A 23140-nucleotide genomic window follows, 5' to 3' on the forward strand; every position below is an offset into this window, starting at 1 on the left:
TCAGCCAAAAAGCATTGGGCTGACAAGTTTTCACAACTGATTAAAAAATTCGATCGAATATCTGCGGAATGTGGGATATTATCTTAGCGAACGGTAACTGTATAAGTCAGTTTAAAGGGTTTAAAATTAGCTTTGTTTTTTGCTGTTCCGCTCAATTCAAGTTCGTAAATCCCAGCCTTGGGGAACACGATATCTGCTCCTGGTATTCCTTGATATTTTTCCGCAGATATGGCTTTTAAAGGCGGCTGCATCAGCGGCTTATCCCCTTCTTTGCGCTCTTTCGGATAAACAGCCAATTTGCAATTGCACTGCTCTAGCGGGATAATTTGACCGCCCCTGCTAGTCAGCGCAAACCACACTTTCGCAGGCTGTCCGGCGCGGGGGTTGTGGTTGGGTTCGAGGTGAAAGGTAGCGGCTACATCTCCCGAGACTTCGACTTGGTGCGCCGAAACTGAAATCGAGTTTAACTGAGACGAACTGGGAATTGCTGCTTCAACTAGCAATCCCAAAAAAACTAACAATCCTAAACTTTTACTTTTGTTTGACAGGCGAAACATAGAAATTTTCTAGTGATAAAAGTGACCAAAAAAAGCGCGATCGCACAAACATAACTAACACCGCAACCACCGCTAACACGGCTGTCAGCAGTTGATTGTGCAACTTCCATTCAAAGCCGCCGAGATAGCGGGAACCGATGAGTGCCGCGTGTGCAGCGCACAGCAGGAAAGCTGGAACGCTTAACAGGTGAAGCCTTCGCCACAGTTTGCCTAAAAAATTTTGCACGCGATCGCAACTTGTAACCGCTGCCGGCAACATCAGCAGCAGCGCCGTCATCCCAGCCGCCATTCCCAACTGATGCTGCGGCAACATGAAGGACACAGCATCAAAATTCCATTGCAGCGTATGATCCAGCATATGAAACGTGTGGGCGACTGCGAGGACAAACGCGCCCACACCCAAGGCGCGGCGGTAGCGCAGCAGTTGCGGCAAAAACTTGCTAACCGGACGCGCCAACAGTGCTAGCATCAAGCACAGCAGCGCTGCGTGGCCCGTAAAATCGACCATTTCATCGGTTCGCAGCAAGGTAAGAATCCCGATCGCCACCGTCACCCAACCACCCGCACGAAACAGTTGACTGCGCTTGTCCGCGCTCAATCTGCCAGCAAAAAAACTCAATCCCAGCATAGTTGGCAAGGTGCCGAGTCCAAAAGCCAGCATCGTCGCCGCACCCAAAACCGGGTTTCCGGTTTCCGCCGCCTTAATCTGCGCCGCGTAGAGGAAACCGCAGGGAATCAAACCCCAAAGCAAACCCAAAGCAACCGGCACCCACCAGTTTTTTTGCGCCGAAAGCTTGCTCATTGCTTGTCCGACTCGATCGTGTGGCATTGGGTGCAGCAGGGGGAATCGCGGCAGCAAGTTCGGTTTAATTTGCACTACTCCGAACCAAATCAGCATCGTGCCCGTCAGAAGTGCGATCGCGCGCCGCAATTCGCTACCCGTACCGGCCAAAAATCCGCCAGCAATTAACACCGAACCCAGGCCGCCAATTGCAGCACCAACCAAAGCGTAAGCAGCAATTCTCCCCAAATTTAGCAGCCAATGAAAGCGGAAAGCAGCTAATTTATCGTTGCGGGAATTAGAAAGAGAAAACGCCACTGTCAGCGGGCCGCACATCCCGGCGCAGTGACCGAAACTGCCGAGAAATCCCAAAGTGCTAATTAGCAGCAGGTCTAACATTTTGAGTCAGTAGTCAGCAGTCATTAGTAATTAGCTTTTTTACTGCTGATTGATTATTGATGAGTGTTGACTATCCTAAATGCAGCCTATCGATTTTGTCAAAAGACAGTCTGTCAATCGATTTTAGATTTTAGATTTTAGATTTTAGATTGACTTGCGCGAGATAAATGCTCTTTCTTGAGGATTTTCGATTTTCGATTTTGGATTGATTCCACTGATAAATGCGGGGGCTTGTACCACCTTTGAAATTCGTGGTCACATTTATCTCGATCGGAGGGACGGGTTTATTTATTCCCTGAGTTAGTTACAAATATTTCTCGTGAAACCCGCCCCTACAGATTAATAACTGTGGACTGTTGACTAACAATTATTTTTGTTCGGGATGCGCGGCAGCGGGTGATGCTGCACCCATTTGATTTATAGCAGCAATTAGCTGGTAAAGTCGCCCCAAATCCCGCTGGTTGAAATGCAAAACTAGGCGCGGCAGATCGAAAGTTTCATCTCCAATTTCGGGTTCCAAAGCTTGGCTTTTTTCAATTTTTCCGCTGACAACAATATCGCTAAAATCAGCATTTAGCCGATCGACATTCTCCTCAGAAAGCTCTGTTTTCAAGCGAATTACCAGTTTTTCGCGCACGTAGCGGCAGGAGTGATAAACCAGATAAAAACTACCGATCGCCTCGCAAGCGACATTTACATCGTCAGTAATCGTATACAGGCTGCGATCGTCGGCTGAAATCAAACCCCGGCCGCGCAATTGTTTTTGCACAAAATAATTCCAATCAAGCCAATAATCTCCTCCCGGTCGATCGATCAATACCACGGGAGCCGGCCCGAACTTGCCAGTTTGAGTCAAAGTCAGACACTCAAAAGCCTCGTCCAGAGTGCCGAAACCGCCCGGAAACAGAGCCAAAGCATCGCTCTCCCGGAGAAAAAATAATTTGCGAGTGAAAAAATATTTAAAATTGAGCAATTTGCGATCGCCGGCAATAAAAGGATTAGAACTCTGCTCGAAAGGCAACTGAATGTTCAGCCCAAAAGAACGTTCAGCCGTCGCCCCCTCGTTCCCTGCCTGCATAATTCCCCCGCCGCCGCCAGTAATCACCATAAACCCCTGCTGGGCGATCGCCCGCGCAAAGTCTCTGGCCATCAGATATTCCGCCGATTGCGGCGACACCCTCGCCGAACCAAAAATCACAATTTTGCGAACGTGGCGGTAAGGATAAAACAGCTCAAAAGCGCTCTCCATATCTCGGAGCGACGCCGCAATAATCTTCCAGTCTAGGCGATCGAGATCCTCTCCGGCCATTTGCACTATAGTAGAGAGCGATCGTTCGATCCTCTCAGAGTGCTTCAACATTGGCAAGCGAGCGAGCAAATCGATCAATTCAGCTTGGAGGGACTCAAAACCTTGACCAGACCCAGAACGAATCATGAATTTTTCCGAAACGGTAACAATTTGTCGCTACTCAAAATTAAGGGGCAAGCCAAATTTGGAAGTTCATAGCAACCAGCAAATTGCCCTGCTGGCAACTAATCGCTTTTCCAGTAGCTTTGCCCCGGTTCTGAAGCGAGGATCGCTTTCGCAGCCCAAAAAGAACAGCGCGAAACCGCTCGCAGTTGGGTTAAATGTACTTTTCCAGAGTGTTTGCCAGAGTAGTTTTCGGAACTGCCCCAACCACCATATCCACCCGTGTACCGCCCTTAAATATCATCAGCGTCGGAATGCTGCGGATACCATATTGGCTGGCAACCTGAGGATTCTCGTCGGTATTAACTTTTACTACCTTGACCTGCCCTTCATATTGCAGGGCAATTTCGTCTACGACGGGCGCCACCATCCGACAGGGCCCGCACCAGGGAGCCCAAAAATCCACTAGAACTGGAACTTCGCTCTCGAGCACTTCCTGCTTAAAAGAAGAGTCGGTTACTTGCGCGGCTGTTGACATCCCTAGCCATCCTTGTAAATACTATTTCTCGGATAACAAGTCTAGCAAAAAATGTAACCACTTGCGTCAAGGATTTTAAGAGAAGGCTTTTGAAGCAAGAATGCTCTTCGACTTCGCGATCGGGTAAAAAGAAGGAAAAACCAAGAAGGTAGAAGGAATAACCAAGAGGGTAGAACCAAGAAGGCACAAGGTTTCTGAAGGAACAAGGCACTGATGTTTCCGAAGGCAGAATGCACCAGGAAGAAGCAAAATTCTGAATAATCTCCTACTCCCGCACTCTCCCATTTTCCCACTCTCCCCCTCTCGGGAGCTAACAGCCTCAGTCCTGTCTGTAGTAAGCAAGAGCTAAGATTTTTGCTACAAAAGGAACCGCCCGAACAGTAGTCCGGGCGGAGTGTGGTGTGAGGAGTGAACGGAAACATGCGTCTCCGCTTCTTCTATTGTGACATCTCCTTTTGGATAATTCCACAATATTCTGTAAATTTCGAGACTCTCGAACAAATTTTGTCAAGGTATGCTGGTCTTGGGTCAGTAAATCTACTTACCCATGCCCAACTGCTGAGCTTTTTGATAGACTTTACCCTCAGTCAGCAGAGAAGGAGCAATTACCACCTCCACTTGCTGCATCTCCTTAAGATCCTTAGCGCCCAAAGTACCCATGCTAGTTTTCAGAGCTCCGAGCAAGTTGTGCGTACCGTCATCTAGCACCGCAGGCCCGCGCAAAATTTGCTCCACAGTACCCGTAGTCCCGACGCGAATGCGAGTGCCGCGCGGCAAAACCGGGCTGGGAGTCGCCATCCCCCAGTGAAAACCTCGCCCGGGAGCTTCGGCTGCCCTGGCAAAGGGCGAACCAATCATCACTCCATCTGCGCCGCAGGCAATGCACTTGCAGATATCGCCGCCGGTAATTAAACCGCCGTCAGCAATCACCGACACGTATTTGCCAGTTTCGCGATAGTAGTCGTCCCGCGCGGCGGCGCAGTCTGCTACCGCTGTGGCTTGGGGAACGCCGACACCCAATACGCCCCTAGACGTGCAAGCAGCCCCCGGCCCAATGCCCACGAGAATGCCCGCAGCCCCAGTTTTCATTAAATTCAGGGCGACTTCGTAGGTAACGCAGTTGCCCAAAATTACTGGTATCGGCATCTCTTGACAGAATTGAGTCAAATCTAAAGATGAGATTGATTCAGGGGAAAGAAAAGCTGTCGAGACTACTGTTGCTTGCACAAAAAATATATCAGCTCCAGATTCAGCAACCGCCCGGCCGTATTTGCTCGCAGCGGCCGGTGTGCCGCTGACGGCGGCAATCCCTCCTCCAGCTTTAATTTCTTTAATTCTCAGGTCGATTAATTCTGGCTTGATGGGTTCGGCATAGAGTTCTTGCATCAGGGAAACAAATTCGTGGTTCCCGACACTCGCGATGCGCTCTAATATGGGCTGGGGGTCGGCATAGCGGGTTTGAATTCCTTCTAGGTTGATCACGCCCATTGCTCCCAATTCCGACAGCAAAATGGCCATGCGGACATCGACTACTCCATCCATGGCGCTGGCGACGATCGGGATTTCTCGATCGATTCCGCCAATCTGCCACTTGGTATCTGCCAAACTCGGATCGAGGGTGCGCTGTCCGGGTACAAGCGCGATTTCATCTATGCCGTAAGCTCGGCGAGCGCTTTTGCCCCGCCCAATTTCAATATTCACGCTGTTTCACTTCCACAATGTATTTAAATTAGACTAACAAAAAGTTAGCCGGCCCGAGTGTAGCTATCGCACGGCTGTCTTTAAAAAAAGCTCGGCACTGATTCTGATTGTATTCTGATTGTATGAAATCGAAGGGGATACTTTTCCTCAGCAACGGCCACGGGGAAGACGCGATTAACTGTCAAATTCTCAAAGCTTTAAGAGAATCTGGTGCGGATGTTGATGTTTCGGCAATGCCGGTTGTAGGTGACGGGGCTGCTTACCGCCGATCGACCGTGCCAATTATTGGGCCCACCAGTCAAATGCCGTCTGGGGGAGTTTTTTACATGAATCCCCTGTTTTTCCTCAAAGATGTTGGGGCGGGCCTAATTGCTTTAACTTGGCAGCAATTGCAGGCTGTTTGGAGGCATTCGCGCCACTGCGATTTGGTGGTGGCAACTGGGGATATTGTCGCGGCGGCGATCGCCCGATCGACCGACCGCCCTTATATAATTTTTCTGTCGGCTCATTCTAGTTATTACCAAGGGCGAGTCGATTTGGGTTTAATCTTGTGGCAGTTGCTTTGCTCAGAGAAATGTCTGGTAGTTTTTACTAGAGATGCTTTGACTGCTGCTGACTTAAACCGACAGGGTTTAAAGAAAGCTCAGTTTGTCGGCAACCCCGTCATGGACAACCTCAATTCTACGGGCAAAGATTTGCAGTTGATAGCCGGAGTTCGGACGATCGCCCTTCTGCCCGGTTCTCGCCTCCGGGAAGCCACCAACAACCTCGTTTTGCTGCTGGAACTGGTTAAAGAAATTGCTAGTTACTCTACTGTACCAGTGCTGTTTCGGGCAGCTTTAGTTCCAGCTTTGATGCCTCAATTAGATGATATTGCGGCGCGTTCTGGATGGCAACACCGATCGGGCAAGTTAATTTTTCAACACCTAAAATCACCGGAAAGCCACCAAAAATTAGGAGTTGAAGTGCTTTGTTATGCAGATGCTTTTGCCGATATTTTACAGCAGTCTAGTTTAGTCATTGGGATGACAGGAAGTGCGATCGAACAAGCTGTGGGCTTGGGAAAACCTGTAATTGCAGTACCGGGAAAAGGCCCTGCATTTACCTATAGATTTGCAGAGGCTCAACACCGACTTTTAGGTGATTCCGTGCAGGTTATTGGCACACAACCGGCGAATTCTCATATTATCAAGGAAGCTGCTGTAGCAGTCGATCGCACTTTGCAAGACGATAAATATTTAGCCACTTGCATTCAAAATGGTTTAGAAAGAATGGGTCAAGCTGGTGGCAGCATAAAAATTGCTAATTACGCGGCAAACTATCTTGGTTATTGATTGTGGTAGAGTGCGTCAGGTTTGAAATTTTCAATCTGCACGAAAAGTCTAATTCTGACGCACCATTTATATTATGTCCGTTCGATTACCCCTAATACAGTAGGGGCTCCCCTCACGAAAAATATCTGCCAATAATTGACAATCTCAAAAACCCGCCCTTTTAATCGTTCGTCGCGAAAATAATTGTGGCTGACGCACCCTACTGCTATTTCAACAACTCAGAAACAGTTTTAAATTCGTAACCTTTCGACTGCAAATCCTTGACAATCATCTCCGTTGCTGCTACAGTTTTCGAGCGATCGCCCCCACCGTCGTGCATCACCACAATCGAACCCGATCGCACATTGTCAATCACCCGATTTGCGATATCTTCCGCCGTGAGTGTTTTTTCATAATCTTGAGAATCCACATCCCACATAATCAGTTTTTTGTGCATTTGGAATAGCAAATAAGACAAAACTACAAATCGCCGGCCCCAAGGCGGCCGAAAACTGATACTATCTTGTTTAACGCCCAACTCTTGCAAAAGTTTGTCCGTTTTTTCAATCTCAGACAGCAAAACTTCCCGGGGTTTAAACATCATATCTTTGTGAGAGTATGAATGGTTGGCCAACTCATCTCCCCTCGCGACAATCATTTTCACGATTTCTGGGTGTTTCTCAATATTGCGGCCGATTTCAAAAAAAGTTGCTTTAACTTGATAGCGGTCTAAAATATCTAAAAGCTGATTTGTATAGGGAGGATAGGGGCCGTCATCGTAGGTGAGGGCAACAACTTTTACTTCGGTATCGGCGCGGTTGATGCCGAAATAATTGTGAAATTTAGTAACTTTAATCAGCAGCGATGCTGCGAAAAATAGCGCTATAGTGAAAAGCAGAAACTTTTGTAAATTTTTACCGATTCGCATAGCTGGACGCACTCGATCTAGAATGAAAGTGGATCGATCGGGACTTAAGTACAAAATCAAAGAAACCGAGTTTTTTGCCGTTGATGCGGACTTTAACGCGTCTTCTCAGAAAAAAAACCTGTTTTTGACCACCCGTTCGTAAGTCCTGTTGATGTCAGATTATAGCACGCTCGGGGGCAGATTAGTCTTGACATCCTCCTGAATAAAAATGTTATACTCACAGTCAAGGTTATCTACTCATAATTCGACCTTTGGGACTTTCGACAAAAAAAGCTGTAATTCACAAGTACGAAAGCTAACTCTAAATAAAATTAATTGAACAATACTCAAGTTTTTTTAAGCAACAGTAATTTCCAACATGATTTCACTGCCAGATATCATAATTGTCAGCCAAATCTATGAAAGTGCGAATTCCATCGTATACCGAGGCATCCTCAAATCAAATCAGCAACCTTTGATTTTGAAACTCCTCAAAGAGGATTACCCCACACCAGCCGAACTCTACCGCTATCAGCAGGAATACGAAATCACTCGCCGTCTCAAGCTAGAGGAAACGATTAAAGCCTACGAACTGCGAAAATACGAGAACACACAAGTCATGTTGTTGGAGGATTTTGGAGGAGAATCTTTAAAAATCCTGCTGGAACTTCGTACCTTTTCAGTATTAGAGATTCTCCACCTTGCCCTCCAAATCACAGATGCTTTAGGCAAAGTTCATCAAAATAATGTCATTCACAAAGATATCAATCCGTCCAATATTGTCTTGAATCCTCAAACGGGACAATTAAAAATTATTGACTTTGGCTTATCTACCATCCTATCCCAAGAAAATCCCACCCTCAAAAGTCCTAATGTTCTAGAAGGTACATTGGGTTATATGTCTCCAGAACAAACAGGACGGATGAATCGAGTGCTCGACTACCGGACCGACTTTTATTCTCTGGGCGTTACTTTCTATGAACTGCTAACCAACCAGTTGCTTTTTGAATCCGTCGATGCACTTGAGTTAGTCCATTGCCATATTGCCAAACAACCGACTCCTCCTCATGAAATCAATCCAGAAATTCCCTTACCTGTCTCAGAAATTGTCATGAAATTAATGGCAAAAATAGCGGAAGATAGATATCAGAGCGCTTCGGGAATCAAGGCTGATTTAGAAACTTGTATCGAGCGATATAAAACTGGTGAAATCAAAGCTTTTTCCTTGGGTTACCGAGATATTTACCCTCAATTGCAACTCCCTCAAAAACTGTACGGGAGAGAATCACAGATAGAGTCCTTATTAGCTGCATTTGTTCGCGTATCGTCTGGACAAGAGAAACAAGTAGGGGCTGGTTTAGCAAATAACCTGAGCAACCCAACGACAAATCACTCACAAAATCTGCCCGTAAAAGGACAAACTGAACTCATGCTAATTTCTGGATACTCTGGTATTGGAAAATCTGCTTTAGTTCAGGAATTGTATAAACTCATAACTCAAAAAAGCGGCTACTTTATTGCAGGTAAATTTGACCAGTTGCAACGAGATATTCCCTATCAAGCTTTAGTCGCTGCCTTCCAAGAATTGGTGCGTCAATTGCTGACCGAAACTCAAACCCAATTACAACAGTGGCAAGAGAAGATTCGACGCGCATTAGGAAGCAACGGACAAATTATTATTGATGTCATTCCCGAAGTTGAACTGATTATTGGCAAACAGACTCCAGTCCCAAAATTACCTGCAACAGAAGCAAGAAATCGGTTTAATTTAGCTTTTCAAAACTTTATTCAGGTCTTTTGCCAAAAAGAACATCCCCTCGTCCTATTTCTAGACGACCTTCAGTGGACAGACAGCGCTACGCTGCAATTTATCCAGTTGATAATGACCGATTTCACTACTCAATATCTGTTTGTAATCGGAGCTTATCGAGATAACGAAGTCAGTGCAAGTCATCCTACTATGCTGACTTTATCTGAGATGAAAAAACAGGGAGTAGTAATTAATCATCTCTCCCTTTCAGCCTTAAATTTAAACCAGGTTAACGAATTCATTGCGGATGCGCTGAAAACTGAGTGCGTCCCTACACAAAGATTAGCCGAGTTGGTTTGGCAAAAAACTCAAGGAAATCCCTTTTTTATTAAAGAGTTTCTCAAGTCACTTTATACAGAGCAATTGCTGAATTTTGATTTGAATGCTGGGGCTTGGCATTGGGATTTAGAGCAAATTATAAGTAGGAATATTACTGATAACGTTGTTGAGTTGATGACCGAGCAAATTCAAACCTTATCAGAATCTGCACAAAAAGTTTTACGATTAGCCGCTTGCATTGGCAACCAATTTGATTTACAAACCCTTTCAATAATTAATGAAAATTCTCAAAAAGAAACGGCTGATGAATTATGGAATGCTATTCAAGCAGGATTGATTTTACCCGTTGGGGATGATTACAAATTCCTGAAAACAAACCGAGAAGCGAATGACTTAAAAATTACTTATAAATTTGCTCACGATCGCATCCAGCAAGCCGCCTATTCCCTAATTCCCCCAGACGACAAGCAAGCGGTTCACTGGAAAGTCGGGCAACTGTTGTTACAAAATACACCGCAACAGATCCTCCAACAAAAGATTTTTGATATTGTCAATCAGCTCAACTTCGGTATTGAAGCAATTGACGTTCAGTTAGAAAAAGATAAACTCGCTCAATTAAATCTGATTGCTGGCAAAAAAGCGAAGGCAGCATCGGCTTATGAACCCGCCGAGAATTACTTAAAAATTGGCAGAGATTGCCTTAGTGCAGATAGCTGGATTCGTCAGTATGATTTAACCTTGGCATTATACGTGGAAGCCGCCGAGGTAGCCAGTTCGTGTGGCAATTTTGAGGAAATGGAGAAATTGGCTTCCTTTGTGCTGCAACAAGCTACTTCGTTGCTGGACAAAGTGAAAGTCTATGAAGTCAAAATCCAAGCTTATACAGCGAAAAACAACCCCCTATCAGCCATTGAAACTGCCCTATCAGTATTAAAGATGTTGGGAACTCGCTTTCCCAAAAAGCCCAATAAAATAGATATCTTACTCAAGCTGGTCAGGACAAAGTTAAGTCTTACAGGCAAACGAATTGAGGACTTAATCAAACTACCAGACATGACTGATCCTTACAAGTTGGCAGCTATGCGGATTTTATCAGATGTATCTGCTGCTGCCTATTTTGCCATACCCGAACTCTTTCCCCTAATTGTGTTTGAACAGGTCAATCTATCGCTCAAATATGGGAATACAGCGATATCTTCCTATGCCTATGCCACTTACGGACTTATTTTGTCTGGGGAAGTTGTAGGAGATGTTGAGTCTGGCTATCAGTTCGGTCAGCTTGCTCTGAAATTGCTCGATAAATTCAATGCCAAAGAGCTCAAAGCTAGAACTGTTTTTATCGTTAATTTATTTATTAAACACTGGAAAGAGCATCTTAAGGAAACCTTAACTCCTTTGCGAGATGCTTACTTGATTGGATTGGAAACAGGAGATTTAGAATACACCGCTTATTCAGCAACCGCCTACACCCACCATTCCTATCTCTTGGGCAAGGAATTGGCAAGTCTGGAACGAGAGATGGCAATGTATAGTAATGCCCTCAGCCAACTGGGACGAGAAACAAGCTTTTATTATATCCAACTCAATCGGCAGGCTGTATTGAACTTGATGGGTCAGGCTGAAGATAAGTGCCGTTTAATTGGTGAAAGCTATGACGAAGACAAAATGCTCCCGATTCATCTTGAAGCCAATGCCCAAAACATTTGCCACTCTCTCTATTTTTATAAAATATTTCTGGGCTATCTATTTCAAGACTATCAGCAAGCTCTTGACTATGCCAGCTTAACTGAAAAAACTCAAGACAGTGCGGTTGGGAGTATTCCTCTCTTGCCTTTCTACAAGTCTCTCCTCTACCTAGCTATCTATCCTGATGCTGCCAATTCTGAACAAAAACGCATCCTTTTAAAGGTAAAATCTAACCTGCAAAATCTCAAGAAATGGGCTGATAAAGCTCCGATGAATCACCTCCATAAATTCTATCTAGTCGAGGCAGAACGGCATCGAGTTTTGGGTGAAAAGACTAAGGCGATCGACTGCTACGATCGCGCTATTGCCTTAGCCAAAGAACATGAGTACCTCAACGACGAGGCTTTGGCTAATGAACTGGCTGCCAAGTTTTACCTCGCTTGGGGAAAAGAGCAAGTTGCCCGATCCTATATGACAAATGCTTACTACTGCTATTTACGTTGGGGTGCAACAGCTAAAATGACAGATTTGAAACGACAGTATCCACAACTTTTAAAGCGTTTTACGACAGCCAATACGTCCATAAATTCGCGCAACAGCCTACCTAATACTTCTGGCAGCACTTCAGGTGAAACTCTTGATTTGGCCGCACTGATGAAAGCATCTCAGGCGATCGCCAGTGAAATTGAGCTGGATAAACTCCTCACGACTTTGATGAAAATCCTGCTGGAAAGCTGCGGGGCGCAAATTGGCTATCTAATTTTAGAGTCTCAAGGACAACTGCGAGTAGAAGCGTCAGGTGAGGCTAACTCAAGTCAGGTGATGGTGTTGCAATCGACTCCAATAGAAACCTGTCTGCCTTTGTCGATTATTAACTATGTTGAAAGGACTCAGGAAGGATTGATTGAAAGCGATGTTGCCCGTGAAGGCAGATTTACCCAAGATGCTTATATCAAAACACAGCAGCCCAAGTCTATCCTTTGCGCCCCTCTGCTGAATCAAGGGCAATTAATTGGCATTGTTTACTTGGAAAATAATTTAGCAGATGGCGTCTTTACACCCGATCGCCTGGAAGTGATTCAATTGCTTTCAAGTCAAGCGGCGATCGCCCTTACTAACGCCAGACTCTACACCCAAGTACAATCGACGCAAAATCGCCTGAATAAATTCCTCAATGCTATTCCCGTGGGCATCTCCGTTCACGACGCCAAAGGACAAATCATCTACACCAATCAAGTTGCCCAGCAGTTACTGAATATTCAAGATTTACCCAAAGTCGAAACCGAGAAATTATCACAAACCTATGGCGTTTATCGCGCAGGCACTGGGGAGATGTATCCAGTCGAACAGCTACCCCTAGTGCGATCGCTTGGCGGTGAAAAAGCTCAGGCAGATGACTTGGAACTGCATCACAGCGACGGGAGCATTTTTGTAGAAGCAACGAGTACGCCAATTTTCGATGAGACGGGTGCTGTAGAGTATGCGATCGCAGCTTTTCAAGATATTAGCGATCGCAAACAGGCCGAAAAAACGCTGATCGAAAATGTCCGCTTAGAACAGGAAATTAGCAATCGCAAAAAAACAGAAGCAGAACTCGAACAAGCAAAAGACGCTGCTGAAGCTGCCAACAAAGCTAAAAGCACTTTCCTTGCCAACATGAGCCACGAATTGCGAACTCCCCTCAACGCCATTCTCGGCTTTTCCCAACTCATGAATCAGGATACAAATCTGTTAAACGAACAAAAAGAAAACCTCAACATTATTCATCGCAGTGGAGATCATTTGTTAACCCTGATTAATCAAGTGCTTGACCTTTCCAAAGTCGAAGCCGGACGCATGACGCTATCAGAAACTAACTTCGATCTTCATCACTTCCTAGGCGATATCGAGGATATGTTTGCATTGAAAGCCAAATCTCAAGGCTTAGAATTACGATTTGAATGTGCTGTCGATCTTCCCCAATATATACGCGCTGATGAAGTTAAGTTGAGACAATTGCTGATTAACTTAATCGGCAATGCCATTAAATTCACCCCTTCCGGGAGCGTGTCTTTAGTAGTAAAGAAATCACAGAAAAATGCCCAAAGTCAAGCTGAAATAGAAATAACAAATAACCCACAATCAACAACCATTACCTTTGAAGTCAAAGATACCGGAGTTGGCATGAAACCAGACGAACTGGAGAAACTATTTCAACCTTTCGTGCAAACGGCATCAGGTCAAAAAGTGCAGCAAGGAACCGGACTAGGACTGACGATTAGCCATCAATTTGTCCGCTTGATGGGAGGTGAAATCACCGTTATCAGCGGCGGCAAAGCTTTCACCCCTGGAATGCCTCTGCGGGAATTATCAGATGATACAACAGCTCAACCGACATCTGGCACAACATTTCAATTTGACATTTCTGTGGGCCTCGCCGATCGCGCAATTGAAAAGCAACCCTACAATCGTCGCGTCGTTGCTTTAGCCCCCAACCAACCCCTATATCGCATCCTAGTAGTGGACGATAAAGATGACAATCGGCAATTGTTAGTTAAACTCCTCAAACCTCTTGGTTTTGAAGTGCAAGAAGCGAGTAACGGTATTGAAGCGCTTGAAATTTGGGATTCCTACTCACCCCATCTCATCTGGATGGATATGCGAATGCCCGTTATAGATGGTTATGAAGCCACGAAACGCATTAAAACCACTATCAAAGGTCAAGCTACTGCTGTTATTGCTTTGACAGCTAGCGTGTGGGAAGAAGAAAAGGCAGTTATTTTATCGGCTGGTTGTGATGATTTTGTGCGAAAACCGTTCCACAAAGAAGTCATCTTTGACATCATGGCTAAACATTTGGGAGTCCGTTATATTTATGAGGAACAACAGCTACCGTCTCCCGCTTCTAATGTGACTGGAGAACCGCTAAATTTCACTTATTTATTAACAGCCATGTCAAAAAAATGGCTGATACAACTGCATGAAGCAGCTCTTGAAGCGGATTCCGAATTAGTGTCTGAACTCCTTGAGGAAATTCCTGAATTCCAGGCTCTAGAACTTCAGACTCTCAGGGGTTGGGTGAATAAGTTTCAGTTTGAGAAGATTCTGGATTTAACTGAACCCTTGGTTGGTGAATGATGATACAGCAGATGGCAGGTTTATGAAGTACACCTGGGATCGCTCCCCGTAGGGAAACGGCTGAGCCTAAGTCCGCCAGGGAATGAATTCCCCCTCTTATAGCGAAAGTCCTCGCTATGAGGACTGAAGAACTCATTAGTCCTCTTAAGAGGACTTTCACTTTGAGGCTGGGAATTCATTCCCTGCCGGACTATTAGTTGTATGTTAAGTTGACACGAGTGGGCATGGTGCCGTGTCCCTACTGCACTTCATAAACCCGGTTTCTTGGGTCAGATTGCGTAAGCCCCGTTTATCCTATTTGATAACACGCGGTTGATTCTGTTCCATCATTGACTTTAATGCCGACTGTTTTAAGTCTGTAAGGTCGCGGATGGTAATTGAGCAACCGTCTCCCAATTTAACAGCAGTGAAATAATAGCATTTAGCCAGGTAATCACTTTCTAGATGAACCTCTCCTTCCAGCGATTCTCCCGTCTCAACAACTTCTACTAATAAATCAAACAATCCTGGACTCAATTGATTGAGCAGTTTTCTCAGCAGGGGTTCGCCCGCGAGTTCTGTTCGTTTTTTCCCTAAGAGTCTGGCAAAGACAGGGTTAACTACCAAGCAGCGAAAATCTTCAATTTCTCCAGCAATATCGCCCCTCACCGCCTCCACCGCAGCTATTCCATCCAGAGATGAGTTTAGCAAATTTGCCAGCATGGCGCGAGATTGGTAGGCAATTTCTGCGGTTTGCTGGTGCCGCGAGATTGCTTCTTTAAGCTGGCGTTTTTGGTGCTGGATAGTGACCTGAGTTTCGAGGCGAACTAGCAATTCTTCCGGCTCAAAAGGTTTAGAGATGTAGTCAACTCCCCCTACCTTAAAAGCTTTAACTTTATCAAAAACTTCGTTCAACGCACTGAGGAAAATAATGGGAATGTCTGATGTTTCTTCGTCGGCTTTCAGGGTTGAGCAGACTTGATAGCCGTCCATGTCTGGCATTTTAATATCCAGCAAGAGAACATCGGGGGGATGATTGCGAACTGTCCTCAAGGCCATCGCACCATTGGTGACGCAGCGAACTTTATACCCCTCCTTAGTGAGAATTTCGGTTAGAAAACGCAGATTTTCTGGGAGGTCATCAACAATTAAAATGTTGCCTTTGCCAGTTTCTAATTGATGTAGGTCACTTTCTCCTACCTTAGCGTTCGCGAACCGACGATCGCCTTTTGCATTGGCGATCGCAGTTTTGGTGCTTTGCTTCTCTAGCAGAGAGCGAAAGTTATTCTTAGTAACTTTTTCCCCCATTACCTCTGAAAGGCGCTGCCACAGGATGGCTGCTAAATCTTTGATATGTCCTATGCTCAGGTACAAGCTGTCAGCAATGACACTATAAGTTGCGTTTTCCCAAGCAGCTTTTAAGATTTCTTTTTCAAGCAAACTTAACGTTTTACTGGTCTGGGACTCTAAGGCTGATTCGAGAAATTCTAGGGCTTGTTCAAAAGTCATATACAAATCAATCTCATCGGGTAAGGTTTTTCAGTTTTGCACCCTAGCTTTGAGTTATACAATGTACTAAGTCGGTGGAGAAATTCCTAATAGCTATTATGACAGACTTATTGACTATTACGCTCCGGGGCGATCGCCCCCGATACTCATTTTACCTTGTCGAAGCAAAAGTAGCGGTCGCCCGCCTAATTCTTTGTGAGGGCGATCGGCTTAAACCCTTGTCAGCACAAGGCTTTTAAGTTGCTTGTCACCCGTCAGGGCATATGCTCTGTGTCAAGCCTTGTCTTTATCCACAAGACAAGGCTTAATTATTTTTTTTGTATAATAAACTACGCCGATTAGCGCCGACTATCGCTTAAATTTACGTATTATTACTGATGTCTTTTAGCGCGTGATATTGTATTCACTCAAAAATATGCCAATTAGGCAAAGATCCGACTTTTCCGACTTTACGATCCGACTTTTCCGACTTGTTTTATGCCGCCATACTAAACATACTATTGAATAGCATCTACCAAAAGACATAGAACAGTACCAGTCATGCTGTCGATCAGCTCTATCTAAAGATAGATAGTACAACCAGGGCGTCCGACTTTTCCGACTTTACGAGCCGACTTTTCCGACTGACAGGGGCGGGGGAGGGGAGCCCGGATACAGACATGGAAAGGATGCAGCCTCAAAAACAGAGCAACTGAATCCAATCTTTATCCGCATAAATACTCAGACCACACTGAGCTAGATGTTTGCGGGATGGGGGTGCAACGAAAAAAGCAACAGAGGAATGTTCCTTCACCTTTATCTTTCACCACTTTTAAAATCATGTCAAATTCTCAATCTGTTATTGCAAAAGACATTCGGTATTGTCCAGAAGATATAGAGAAAGCTTTTTGGCAGCTATGGCAGCAGAATCGAGATTATCTTTACCGTTGCTGTCTCAGGTGGATGGGGGGGAATCCTACTGATGCTGAAGAAGTGCTCAGTCGCGCCATGCTCAAAGCTTGGAATAAATTACCAGACTATGCCGAAAAAATCTCAAACCTCCGAGCTTGGCTCACCCGCTTAACCCATAATCTGTGTATAGATATACACCGAGAACGTCGCCGGAAAGCAATGCAGATGGAGGATATTGAAGAAGTAGCTGCTACAGGAAATTCAGCAGTTATTTCTGGTTTGAACTCTCCTGAAGAAGCACTTCTACATCATGAGTTGGGACAGTACATTCGCCGCGCTATTGATTCTCTTCCTTCTCGATTACGCAATCCGTTTATCCTGCGTTACTGCCACCAGATTGCCTATCAAGATATTGCCCAACAACTTGCTCTCTCGCTCAATAACGTTTACAAGCGCATCCAACAGGCACGAGAACTTCTGCAAAAGCGTTTGAGCAGGTATTTGTCAGGGTTGGATGATACTTTGTTAGATTCCTCCGAGTCGTCTAAAAAGGGGGACGTTGCCTTTAGCAGCGATGATTTTGCTGTAGGGGTAGTGCCCCAGTGCCTACCCCGTCAAGATTGTGGGGCGATCGCGGGTGAGGCGATCGCGGTTGGGCCGATCGCGGTTGGGCCGATCGCGGGTGGGCCAATCGCGGGGGAATTGCCCCGACAATTCGATGAAACGATCGCATCCGACTCGATCGCCCCCATCCCTCAAAACAGTAGCGAGACAATAAATTATCAGGTAACAGCAATATGTCTAGAAACACTGCACTCCGGGTGGTATCCCTCACTCAGTCCTCTGGGGTGGAGTTGAATGCTTACCTGGTTCTAGACGAAAAGCCAGCCCGAATTGACCAGAAGCTGAAAACATTAAGCGAGTACGTGCAGCAGTATCCTTCGGGATGGAAGAAACGGTTGGAATTGGCGAATCTGCTGTATGCAATGGGTCATATCGAGCAGGCGGTTGAGGAGTACCGCCAAGTGATCGATCGGCAGCAACCATTGATTGGCGTGCGGTTGCAGTTGGGGAAACTCTTGCAGCTTATGGGACGAGAGGTTGAGGCCATAGCGGTTTATGAAAGTGCCTCGGCCCATGCACGCAATGAGGCGACTCGACAGCATATCAGCGGATCGATCGCACTCTGTAGAAATGACACTCAGGCAGCGATACTGGCTTTTGAGTCGGCGGCTTCCCTAGAACCAGATAATGCGGCTCACTGGCTGGCCTTGGGGCAGGTGCAAATGGGGAGAGGGGATGCGGTTGCAGCTTTGCGAGCGTTCGATACGGTTTTGTCACTGAACCCGGATGATGTTGTAGCGCTGATTGACAGCTACGACGCGAGTCAGGCGGTGGGGAATGTGCGCCAAGCGCAGCGGCGGTTGAGCAAAGTGCTAGAGGTTGCTGCGGGTGATTTCCGAGCGCTCAAACGACTGGCGGATACTCGTTGCCGGATCAGATTGGTATCGGGTGAGGAGGGCAAACAGACTAAAAAGATAATTAGTTCTGTGCTGCAACTGGCTCCTGATGCGGCGGATGCCCGCGAGTTGCTGGCATATTATCACGTTTTCCGGGGGGAGTCGGCTAACGGGGTTGGGGTGTTGGAACGGTTTACTGAGGAACACCCCAATCATCCGAGGGGTTGGTATTCCTACGGGCGGTGCTTGTTCCATACGGGGGAATATCAGAAAGCGGCCGAGGCGATGCTGAAGGCTTATCGTCTGTATCCCCAGGATTGTGAAATTTATCGGGCGTTGTGCGAGATTTTGCCTTTAGCCTCTCCCCCAGTTCCTCAAGATCCCCCCCAGCCCCCCTTAACAAGGGGGGAGCTAGAGCAGGCAAAGTCTTCTAATTGCAAGGGGGGAACTCCTCTGGAAGTCCCCCTTTTTAAGGGGGATTTAGGGGGATCTCACCGTCAAGTCACCCTGGCATCAATAGTAGAAGAGATGCTCGATCGTTTTCCCCAACGCTGGAGTGTTTGGACGACGGCGGGGCGGGTGTTGGTGGAAAGTTTTCAGGAAATCGATCGGGGGTGTGCTGTCTCTGTGCGGGGGACGCAACTTGAACCGCAGTTACCTGATGCTTGGTTTGGTCATGGGCGGGTGTTGGCGCTGGCGGGGAAACAGCGGGAAGCGGTGGAGGCTTTGGCGCAAGGATGGCAGTTGTTACCGGAAGAGGGGGGTTATCTGCAATCTGTATCTGCTGCGGTGTGGCTGGGGGAGAGTTATCGGGTGCTGGGGGATGAGGTGGCGAGTCGGAAATGGTTGGAAAAGGCTTGTCAGTCCCAGGAATTGATGGAGTTTGACCCGGCGATGGCTGGTTACTGGCAAGGGAGGGCGTTGTTGGGCTTGGGGGATGTGACGGAGGCTGTGGAGGCTTATCGAAGTGCGCTGAGTCGGCGGTTGCTATACCCTTTTCGCGGGGAGGTTGAGGAGGCTGTGAAACGGTTGAAAGGTAAGAGGCGAAAGGGCGATCGGGCTAAAGCGTAGATCCTTGACTTCTTACGGAAGTCGGGGATCTGAACCTCTCAGAGTGCATTGAGTTGGGAAAAAACAGCCTCTAACTCGAAAAATTCAGAAATTGACCTCTGGATTCGTCTTATAGGTGTAGAGACAAAAATCAAGTTTCGTCTCTACAGAAAGCACAGCAAATTTATCTAAAGAAGGAGAAAAATAATGTTTAGATTTCGTGGTTTCTAAAAGTAAAAATCAATTCTGAGCGAAAATTCATCAGTCATTGAAAATAGATGTAGGGTAGGCACTGCCGTCAGCGCCTACCCTACATTTTTTGTTGCTGACCTCAACTTAATGACAAAACCTGGTGTAATGGGTGGAAATTATAGTTCTTGTACTGAGGGGTGCATTGAGATCGGAAAAAACTGCCTCTAACTCTAAAAATTCAGAAATGGTTTTCTAGTTTCGTCTAGTAGATGTAGATGAAACGAAAGGGTTGTATATTATGACACGAGATGCACAAGGTGGGGAAATCTGGCACAAAGACCAGCCTAATAATGTAGCTGGGATCGAGTATGTTGAATATCAAAATTTTGGGAGTGGTAATGATGTGAAGGTAATGTTGAGTACAATGCCCAGGACGGCCAATTACGTGAAAGACGATCAACTCACGATTAATGCAAAAAGTACAATAAACAACAATTCACAGTGGGCTGTTAAGGTAATAAGGGTAGATGGACCAATGAACTATTTATGTCGATTTGTTTGAAGGAGAGCGATCACCTTTTTTTAAAAGTGATCGCTTTTTGATTCAGCTACAGACAAAAGGGTGCGATCGCGGTTGATATAGCTTGAGAATGATGATGGGCGCTCGCTTTTCAGAATGATTGCTAGCAAATCAGGGGCGCAATTGCCCCTCTTTTTGATTAAAGGCACGCGATCGCTTTATTAGCTACGTTTCTTGATGGGACAAAAAATTCTCGTGCTTAAGCCTGGTTTCCTAGAGTGCATCAAGTTAGGAAAAAAAGCCTCTAACTCAAAAAATTCAGAAATTGACTTTGGGAATCGTCTTAATAAGAGAACACCAGAAATGGTTTACTTACACAATTCACTTAGGAGAACTTATGCCAGTTGAAGTAAAACTTCCAATCAAAGAAGTCGATCTGCAAAAAACCACTGATATCCTTACAGATGCTCTGGGAGATATAACGAAAGGTCTTAGCGAAGCACTGAGCCGAAATGATTTCACCTTCGTAATTCGTAACAATACAGAGTGGACACTAAAACGCACTGGGGCTGTTAACGATTCCTCTTCTTGGCCGTTCGAGGATATTGAACCCAAGATGATAGATATCAAACTAATGTCAGCCAAGAGCTTTTCATTTGCTGCAAAATACGCTTTGCCGCACCGCGAAATTGTAATCGGTGCATCGTATCCATTGATAGGTTATAAGAAGATAGCTATGGAATGGAGTGCGGATGCGAAAAAAACCTGGGACAATATGGATGATGGCATGGATAAGTCCGCTGACAGCAACCGCGCTTACATAACCGAAGCAAAGGGCAAGTTGATCTGGATTTTTGAAATTAATGGGTAAGAGGTACAAGTCAAAGTTTTTTAGGTTTTGTCAAGAGCATATATAAAGCTCTTAAAAAATCTGAAAAACTGGTTCACCTTTCATAAATCTGAGTTCGCACAAGAGCGGACAACCGTATAACTCAGGGTCAAGCCTTGTCTTATGGATAAAGAAAAGGCTTGATAGTTTTTATTCATATAAAGTAAAAATATCCGCCGATTAGCACAGACACTTCGATTAATTGTCCGTATTATTACCGATGTCTTTTAGCACGTGATCTTGTAGTCAGTCACTCAGAAATATATCAATTAGGCAAAGATCCGACTTTTCCGACTTTACGATCCGACTTTTCCGACTGACAGGAGCAAGGTAGGGCAGTCATGATAGAGACATAGAAAGGATGCAGCCTCACAAAAAGAGCAACTTAATCCAATCCAAACCTGGATAAATGCTACGTCAAAGTATAAATCGTGCCTGTAGACAAACTCCCATAACTCATGGAACTGATTTGGTTCTTTAAAACCCTCAACAAATACATTGCCTCCTACAAAGGGCAATTCATTTTACTCTTTATCTGCCTGATATTCGACGCAGCCTTTGATTCAGTCTTCCGAGCCAGCTTAAAATTTATCATCGATGCCGCCATCGTTCCCCAAAACTATAGTCTTCTGGTTCTAATCCTGTCATTGCTAGTTGTCGGAGCAATTCTATATGCCTGCATCGGCTTGCTAGGAATTTTCCTAGGAGCGCGTTTGGGCATTTTAATCACCAACAATATCCGACACTCTCTATTTGAGCATCTCCAAAGCCTTTCAATGGAGTTTTTTGGACGGCGTTCAGCCGGGGATATTGTCAATTGTCTAATTGCCGATGTCCAAAAGGTGGAAAATGGTGTAATTACAATGGGGCTGACAGTCGTTGTTTTAGAACTGTCTAACTTCCTGTTTTCTCTGGTTTTCCTCTTCCTCCTCAACTGGCAATTAGCCCTGCTGAGTTTAATCGGTTTAACTATCTGTACCATTGCCCCAGCAAAAATTGCCAGCCTTGCCACCGAAGTCGGCTATAAGTTGCTGCAAAAAGAAGGACAGATTGCCAGCGTTATCGAAGAGAATATCCTCTCGCAAACCGTTGTCAAGATATTCGGGCTGGAAAACCAAATGACTGAGGATTTTGCCACCGATTTGAATGACTTAAAACAGGTTTATGTCCGCGCAACCTTTCTCTCATACTTAGTGCAGAAAGCTCCCATGATTGGTTTTGTCCTGACGCAGCTTATCGTTTTAAGTATCGGTGCTGTCATGACATACCAGAATATCATTTCCGTAGGCACCCTTGCCTCCTTTCAAGTTTTAATGCTAGGATTGAATCTCAATATCCTCGGTTTAACTTCGTCACTGCCTGCATTTATCGATGGAGTAGCAGGGCTGCAACGCATCAGCGATATCTTATTACAAACTCCGGCGATTCAGGATGCACCGGGTGCGATCGATTTACCTCACTTTTTCAGCGATATTAACTTTGACAATGTTACCTTTAGCTACTCGCAAGATAGAGGAGGAGTTCAAAATCTATCCCTGAAGATTCGCCAAGGAGAATTCGCGGTATTTGTCGGTGAAAGTGGAGCAGGAAAAAGTACAATTGTCAACTTGCTGACGCGATTTTATGACCCGGATAAAGGACGCATTCTGTTTGATGGAATTGATTTGCGTCATGCCACAGTACGCTCCCTCCGTTCTCAAATAGGACTGGTTTCTCAGGATGTAATTCTGTTTAATTGCTCCGTGCGGGAAAACATCCGCATGGGCTATCTAGAAGCCACTGACGAACAAGTCGAAGCCGCAGCCAAAGCCGCCGAGATTCACAAATTTATTTTGTCCTTACCCCAAGGCTACGACACACCTGTTGGTGACAGGGGCGGACAGTTATCAGGGGGACAACGGCAAAGAATCGCTTTAGCTAAAGCCTTGGTGAGAAATCCAGCAATTCTGATTCTCGATGAAGCCACATCCGCCCTCGACCCCGCCACAGAAGCCGAAATCCTCGCCACCATCGATCGCATTACCAAAGAACGCACGGTGATTTTGATCGCCCACCGCATGGCCCATGCCTTGCGTGCGGATGTCATGTACGTGCTGGAAAACGGCAGCTTGGTTGTTAGCGGTTGACACACTGATTTGACCTGTACTGAAT

General features: G+C 45.7%; 14 protein-coding genes. 7 read left to right on the top strand and 7 right to left on the bottom strand.

The features are described from left to right. Positions 1-83: 83 nt before the first annotated feature. The 5 genes from QUA80_RS28275 to QUA80_RS28295 form a co-directional block, all read right to left on the bottom strand. The gene (locus tag QUA80_RS28275) at positions 84-557 is read right to left on the bottom strand and encodes a hypothetical protein (protein ID WP_333428294.1); all 474 of its coding nucleotides are present in this window, start codon (positions 555-557) and stop codon (positions 84-86) included. After that, positions 532-1737 carry an urease accessory protein UreH domain-containing protein gene (locus QUA80_RS28280; protein ID WP_333428295.1) on the bottom strand — a complete coding sequence of 402 codons (1206 nt, stop codon included), beginning with the start codon at positions 1735-1737 and terminating at the stop codon, positions 532-534. The genes QUA80_RS28275 and QUA80_RS28280 overlap by 26 nt, the downstream gene beginning before the upstream one ends. Before the next feature lie 367 nt (positions 1738-2104). Then, a complete protein-coding gene (locus QUA80_RS28285; RefSeq protein WP_333428296.1) occupies positions 2105-3172 on the bottom strand; it encodes an LOG family protein in 1068 nt (355 codons plus the stop codon). Between the two features lie 190 nt (positions 3173-3362). After that, a complete protein-coding gene (gene trxA / locus QUA80_RS28290; RefSeq protein ID WP_333428297.1) occupies positions 3363-3686 on the bottom strand; it encodes a thioredoxin in 324 nt (107 codons plus the stop codon). Positions 3687-4223: 537 nt separating this feature from the next. Continuing rightward, a complete protein-coding gene (locus tag QUA80_RS28295) occupies positions 4224-5387 on the bottom strand; it encodes a GuaB3 family IMP dehydrogenase-related protein (RefSeq protein ID WP_333428298.1) in 1164 nt (387 codons plus the stop codon). A 122-nt stretch (positions 5388-5509) separates the two neighbouring features. Between QUA80_RS28295 and QUA80_RS28300 the strand changes: the two genes are divergently transcribed. Then, positions 5510-6721 (top strand): lipid-A-disaccharide synthase-related protein, encoded by a 1212-nt coding sequence (locus QUA80_RS28300; RefSeq protein ID WP_333428299.1) that lies wholly within the window; start codon positions 5510-5512, stop codon positions 6719-6721. A 205-nt stretch (positions 6722-6926) separates the two neighbouring features. Here the strand turns inward: QUA80_RS28300 and QUA80_RS28305 are convergent, their stop codons facing one another. Next, positions 6927-7628 carry a polysaccharide deacetylase family protein gene (locus QUA80_RS28305; protein ID WP_333428300.1) on the bottom strand — a complete coding sequence of 234 codons (702 nt, stop codon included), beginning with the start codon at positions 7626-7628 and terminating at the stop codon, positions 6927-6929. A gap of 358 nt (positions 7629-7986) precedes the next feature. Between QUA80_RS28305 and QUA80_RS28310 the strand changes: the two genes are divergently transcribed. Then, the gene (locus tag QUA80_RS28310) at positions 7987-14499 is read left to right on the top strand and encodes an AAA family ATPase (RefSeq protein WP_333428301.1); all 6513 of its coding nucleotides are present in this window, start codon (positions 7987-7989) and stop codon (positions 14497-14499) included. Between the two features lie 294 nt (positions 14500-14793). Here QUA80_RS28310 and QUA80_RS28315 read toward each other — a convergent pair whose 3' ends face one another. After that, positions 14794-15987 carry a response regulator gene (locus QUA80_RS28315; protein WP_333428302.1) on the bottom strand — a complete coding sequence of 398 codons (1194 nt, stop codon included), beginning with the start codon at positions 15985-15987 and terminating at the stop codon, positions 14794-14796. Positions 15988-16085: 98 nt separating this feature from the next. On the opposite strand from QUA80_RS28315, the gene QUA80_RS28320 reads away from it, so the two are divergent. From QUA80_RS28320 to QUA80_RS28340, 5 genes are all read left to right on the top strand, one after another. Beyond that, positions 16086-16226 (top strand): hypothetical protein, encoded by a 141-nt coding sequence (locus QUA80_RS28320; protein WP_333428303.1) that lies wholly within the window; start codon positions 16086-16088, stop codon positions 16224-16226. A 580-nt stretch (positions 16227-16806) separates the two neighbouring features. Beyond that, positions 16807-17736: a sigma-70 family RNA polymerase sigma factor gene (locus QUA80_RS28325; protein ID WP_333428304.1), complete on the top strand. Its 930-nt coding sequence runs from the start codon at positions 16807-16809 to the stop codon at positions 17734-17736. Continuing rightward, positions 17676-19409, top strand: a complete 1734-nt coding sequence (locus QUA80_RS28330; protein ID WP_333428305.1) for a tetratricopeptide repeat protein — start codon at positions 17676-17678, stop codon at positions 19407-19409. The genes QUA80_RS28325 and QUA80_RS28330 overlap by 61 nt, the downstream gene beginning before the upstream one ends. A 1088-nt stretch (positions 19410-20497) precedes the next feature. After that, the gene (locus QUA80_RS28335) at positions 20498-20971 is read left to right on the top strand and encodes a hypothetical protein (RefSeq protein ID WP_333428306.1); all 474 of its coding nucleotides are present in this window, start codon (positions 20498-20500) and stop codon (positions 20969-20971) included. Positions 20972-21447: 476 nt separating this feature from the next. Beyond that, positions 21448-23115 carry an ABC transporter ATP-binding protein gene (locus QUA80_RS28340; RefSeq protein ID WP_333428307.1) on the top strand — a complete coding sequence of 556 codons (1668 nt, stop codon included), beginning with the start codon at positions 21448-21450 and terminating at the stop codon, positions 23113-23115. Positions 23116-23140 lie beyond the last annotated feature (25 nt).

It is taken from the genome of Microcoleus sp. F4-D5 (genome assembly GCF_036704885.1).
Classification (GTDB): Bacteria; Cyanobacteriota; Cyanobacteriia; order Cyanobacteriales; family Microcoleaceae; genus Microcoleus.